Source organism: Streptococcus oralis SK610, assembly GCF_000257455.1.
Lineage (GTDB): Bacteria > Bacillota > Bacilli > Lactobacillales > Streptococcaceae > Streptococcus > Streptococcus oralis_CB.
The window spans coordinates 1-5,182 of the sequence record NZ_AJKQ01000028.1 but is presented as its reverse complement, the minus strand read 5'-3'; the positions used below and the strand labels follow the sequence as shown (position 1 = coordinate 5,182).

The following is a 5,182-nucleotide window of genomic DNA, read 5'->3' as shown; positions in this document are numbered from 1 at the left end:
TATAATAGAAAGAGTTGAAAAGCTCAGGTCCGTTGGTCAAGGGGTTAAGACACCGCCTTTTCACGGCGGTAACACGGGTTCGAATCCCGTACGGACTATGGTGTATTGTGGTTAGAAAAAACTTGAAAAAAGTTTAAAAAATCTGTTGACAGAGACAGATGGCTGTGATATACTAATATAGTTGTCGCTCATGAGAGAAGTGAGAGACAAAGACCTTTGAAAACTGAACAAGACGAACCAATGTGCAGGGCACTATAACTGATGTTATAGTACTGAACAATGAAAAAAACAATAAATCTGTCAGTGACAGAAATGAGTGAGAACTCAAACTTTTAATGAGAGTTTGATCCTGGCTCAGGACGAACGCTGGCGGCGTGCCTAATACATGCAAGTAGAACGCTGAAGGAGGAGCTTGCTTCTCTGGATGAGTTGCGAACGGGTGAGTAACGCGTAGGTAACCTGCCTGGTAGCGGGGGATAACTATTGGAAACGATAGCTAATACCGCATAAGAGTAGATGTTGCATGACATTTGCTTAAAAGGTGCAATTGCATCACTACCAGATGGACCTGCGTTGTATTAGCTAGTTGGTGAGGTAACGGCTCACCAAGGCAACGATACATAGCCGACCTGAGAGGGTGATCGGCCACACTGGGACTGAGACACGGCCCAGACTCCTACGGGAGGCAGCAGTAGGGAATCTTCGGCAATGGACGGAAGTCTGACCGAGCAACGCCGCGTGAGTGAAGAAGGTTTTCGGATCGTAAAGCTCTGTTGTAAGAGAAGAACGAGTGTGAGAGTGGAAAGTTCACACTGTGACGGTATCTTACCAGAAAGGGACGGCTAACTACGTGCCAGCAGCCGCGGTAATACGTAGGTCCCGAGCGTTGTCCGGATTTATTGGGCGTAAAGCGAGCGCAGGCGGTTAGATAAGTCTGAAGTTAAAGGCTGTGGCTTAACCATAGTACGCTTTGGAAACTGTTTAACTTGAGTGCAAGAGGGGAGAGTGGAATTCCATGTGTAGCGGTGAAATGCGTAGATATATGGAGGAACACCGGTGGCGAAAGCGGCTCTCTGGCTTGTAACTGACGCTGAGGCTCGAAAGCGTGGGGAGCAAACAGGATTAGATACCCTGGTAGTCCACGCCGTAAACGATGAGTGCTAGGTGTTAGACCCTTTCCGGGGTTTAGTGCCGCAGCTAACGCATTAAGCACTCCGCCTGGGGAGTACGACCGCAAGGTTGAAACTCAAAGGAATTGACGGGGGCCCGCACAAGCGGTGGAGCATGTGGTTTAATTCGAAGCAACGCGAAGAACCTTACCAGGTCTTGACATCCCTCTGACCGCTCTAGAGATAGAGTTTTCCTTCGGGACAGAGGTGACAGGTGGTGCATGGTTGTCGTCAGCTCGTGTCGTGAGATGTTGGGTTAAGTCCCGCAACGAGCGCAACCCCTATTGTTAGTTGCCATCATTTAGTTGGGCACTCTAGCGAGACTGCCGGTAATAAACCGGAGGAAGGTGGGGATGACGTCAAATCATCATGCCCCTTATGACCTGGGCTACACACGTGCTACAATGGCTGGTACAACGAGTCGCAAGCCGGTGACGGCAAGCTAATCTCTTAAAGCCAGTCTCAGTTCGGATTGTAGGCTGCAACTCGCCTACATGAAGTCGGAATCGCTAGTAATCGCGGATCAGCACGCCGCGGTGAATACGTTCCCGGGCCTTGTACACACCGCCCGTCACACCACGAGAGTTTGTAACACCCGAAGTCGGTGAGGTAACCATTTGGAGCCAGCCGCCTAAGGTGGGATAGATGATTGGGGTGAAGTCGTAACAAGGTAGCCGTATCGGAAGGTGCGGCTGGATCACCTCCTTTCTAAGGATAAGGAACTGCACATTGGTCTTGTTTAGTCTTGAGAGGTCTTGTGGGGCCTTAGCTCAGCTGGGAGAGCGCCTGCTTTGCACGCAGGAGGTCAGCGGTTCGATCCCGCTAGGCTCCATTGGTGAGAGATCACCAAGTAATGCACATTGAAAATTGAATATCTATATCAAATAGTAACAAGAAAATAAACCGAAACGCTGTAGTATTAAAAGAGTTTATGACTGAAAGGTCAAAAAATAAGGTTAAGTTAATAAGGGCGCACGGTGGATGCCTTGGCACTAGGAGCCGAAGAAGGACGTGACAAACGACGATATGCCTTGGGTAGCTGTAAGTAAGCGATGATCCAGGGATTTCCGAATGGGGGAACCCAACAGGTACTACCTGTTACCCGCATCTGTTAAGGATGTGAGGAGGAAGACGCAGTGAACTGAAACATCTAAGTAGCTGCAGGAAGAGAAAGCAAAAGCGATTGCCTTAGTAGCGGCGAGCGAAACGGCAGGAGGGCAAACCGAAGAGTTTACTCTTCGGGGGTAGGACTGCAATGTGGACTCAAAGATTATAGAAGAATGATTTGGGAAGATCAGCCAAAGAGAGTAATAGCCTCGTATTTAAAATAGTCTTTGTACCTAGCAGTATCCTGAGTGGGAGGACCATCTCCCAACCCTAAATACTCCCTAGTGACCGATAGTGAACCAGTACCGTGAGGGAAAGGTGAAAAGCACCCCGGGAGGGGAGTGAAATAGAACCTGAAACCGTGTGCCTACAACAAGTTCGAGCCCGTTAATGGGTGAGAGCGTGCCTTTTGTAGAATGAACCGGCGAGTTACGATATGATGCGAGGTTAAGTTGAAGAGACGGAGCCGCAGGGAAACCGAGTCTGAATAGGGCGCCTTAGTATCATGTCGTAGACCCGAAACCATGTGACCTACCCATGAGCAGGTTGAAGGTGCGGTAAGACGCACTGGAGGACCGAACCAGGGCACGTTGAAAAGTGCTTGGATGACTTGTGGGTAGCGGAGAAATTCCAAACGAACTTGGAGATAGCTGGTTCTCTCCGAAATAGCTTTAGGGCTAGCGTCGACATCAAGATTCTTGGAGGTAGAGCACTGTTTGGGTGAGGGGTCCATCCCGGATTACCAATCTCAGATAAACTCCGAATGCCAATGAATTATGGTCGGCAGTCAGACTGCGAGTGCTAAGATCCGTAGTCGAAAGGGAAACAGCCCAGACCACCAGCTAAGGTCCCAAAATAATTGTTAAGTGGAAAAGGATGTGGGGTTGCACAGACAACTAGGATGTTAGCTTAGAAGCAGCTATTCATTCAAAGAGTGCGTAATAGCTCACTAGTCGAGTGACCCTGCGCCGAAAATGTACCGGGGCTAAAACAATTTACCGAAGCTGTGGATACCTTTATAGGTATGGTAGGAGAGCGTTCTATGTGTGATGAAGGTATACCGTGAGGAGTGCTGGAACGCATAGAAGTGAGAATGCCGGTATGAGTAGCGAAAGACAGGTGAGAATCCTGTCCACCGTAAGACTAAGGTTTCCAGGGGAAGGCTCGTCCGCCCTGGGTTAGTCGGGACCTAAGGAGAGACCGAAAGGTGTATCCGATGGACAACAGGTTGATATTCCTGTACTAGAGTATGTAGTGATGGAGGGACGCAGTAGGCTAACTAAAGCAGACGAATGGAAGAGTCTGTCTAAGCAGTGAGGTGTGAATTGAGTCAAATGCTTAATTCTATAACATTGAGCTGTGATGGGGAGCGAAGTTTAGTAGCGAAGTTAGTGACGTCACACTGCCAAGAAAAGCTTCTAGCGTTTAAACATACTCTACCCGTACCGCAAACCGACACAGGTAGTCGAGGCGAGTAGCCTCAGGTGAGCGAGAGAACTCTCGTTAAGGAACTCGGCAAAATGACCCCGTAACTTCGGGAGAAGGGGTGCTGACTTTAGGTCAGCCGCAGTGAATAGGCCCAAGCAACTGTTTATCAAAAACACAGCTCTCTGCTAAATCGTAAGATGATGTATAGGGGGTGACGCCTGCCCGGTGCTGGAAGGTTAAGAGGAGTGCTTAGCGTAAGCGAAGGTATGAATTGAAGCCCCAGTAAACGGCGGCCGTAACTATAACGGTCCTAAGGTAGCGAAATTCCTTGTCGGGTAAGTTCCGACCCGCACGAAAGGCGTAATGATTTGGGCACTGTCTCAACGAGAGACTCGGTGAAATTTTAGTACCTGTGAAGATGCAGGTTACCCGCGACAGGACGGAAAGACCCCATGGAGCTTTACTGCAGTTTGATATTGAGTGTCTGTACCACATGTACAGGATAGGTAGGAGTCTACGAGATCGGGACGCCAGTTTCGAAGGAGACGTTGTTGGGATACTACCCTTGTGTTATGGCCACTCTAACCCGGATAGGTTATCCCTATCGGAGACAGTGTCTGACGGGCAGTTTGACTGGGGCGGTCGCCTCCTAAAAGGTAACGGAGGCGCCCAAAGGTTCCCTCAGAATGGTTGGAAATCATTCGCAGAGTGTAAAGGTATAAGGGAGCTTGACTGCGAGAGCTACAACTCGAGCAGGGACGAAAGTCGGGCTTAGTGATCCGGTGGTTCCGTATGGAAGGGCCATCGCTCAACGGATAAAAGCTACCCTGGGGATAACAGGCTTATCTCCCCCAAGAGTTCACATCGACGGGGAGGTTTGGCACCTCGATGTCGGCTCGTCGCATCCTGGGGCTGTAGTCGGTCCCAAGGGTTGGGCTGTTCGCCCATTAAAGCGGCACGCGAGCTGGGTTCAGAACGTCGTGAGACAGTTCGGTCCCTATCCGTCGCGGGCGTAGGAAATTTGAGAGGATCTGCTCCTAGTACGAGAGGACCAGAGTGGACTTACCGCTGGTGTACCAGTTGTCTTGCCAAAGGCATCGCTGGGTAGCTATGTAGGGAAGGGATAAACGCTGAAAGCATCTAAGTGTGAAACCCACCTCAAGATGAGATTTCCCATGATTTTATATCAGTAAGAGCCCTGAGAGATGATCAGGTAGATAGGTTAGAAGTGGAAGTGTGGCGACACATGTAGCGGACTAATACTAATAGCTCGAGGACTTATCCAAAGTAACTGAGAATACGAAAGCGAAGGTTTTCTTGGTATTTGATAGATATTCAATTTTGAGTAGGTATTACTCAGAGTTAAGTGACGATAGCCTAGGAGATACACCTGTACCCATGCCGAACACAGCAGTTAAGCCCTAGAACGCCGGAAGTAGTTGGGGGTTGCCCCCTGTGAGATATGGAAGTCGCTTAGC

General features: G+C 49.5%; 2 tRNA genes and 3 rRNA genes. All 5 read left to right on the top strand.

What is annotated here, in order from left to right:
- Positions 1 to 26 precede the first annotated feature (26 nt).
- Positions 27 to 98, top strand: a tRNA-Glu gene (locus HMPREF1115_RS10705).
- A gap of 233 nt (positions 99 to 331) precedes the next feature.
- Positions 332 to 1,877 (top strand): 16S ribosomal RNA (locus tag HMPREF1115_RS10700).
- 51 nt (positions 1,878 to 1,928) lie between these two features.
- Positions 1,929 to 2,001, top strand: a tRNA-Ala gene (locus tag HMPREF1115_RS10695).
- 122 nt (positions 2,002 to 2,123) lie between these two features.
- Positions 2,124 to 4,990: ribosomal RNA gene (locus HMPREF1115_RS10690) — 23S ribosomal RNA — on the top strand.
- Positions 4,991 to 5,066: 76 nt separating this feature from the next.
- Positions 5,067 to 5,182 (top strand): 5S ribosomal RNA (gene rrf / locus HMPREF1115_RS10685).
- Together the 16S, 23S and 5S rRNA genes with 2 tRNA genes alongside form the textbook arrangement of a ribosomal RNA operon.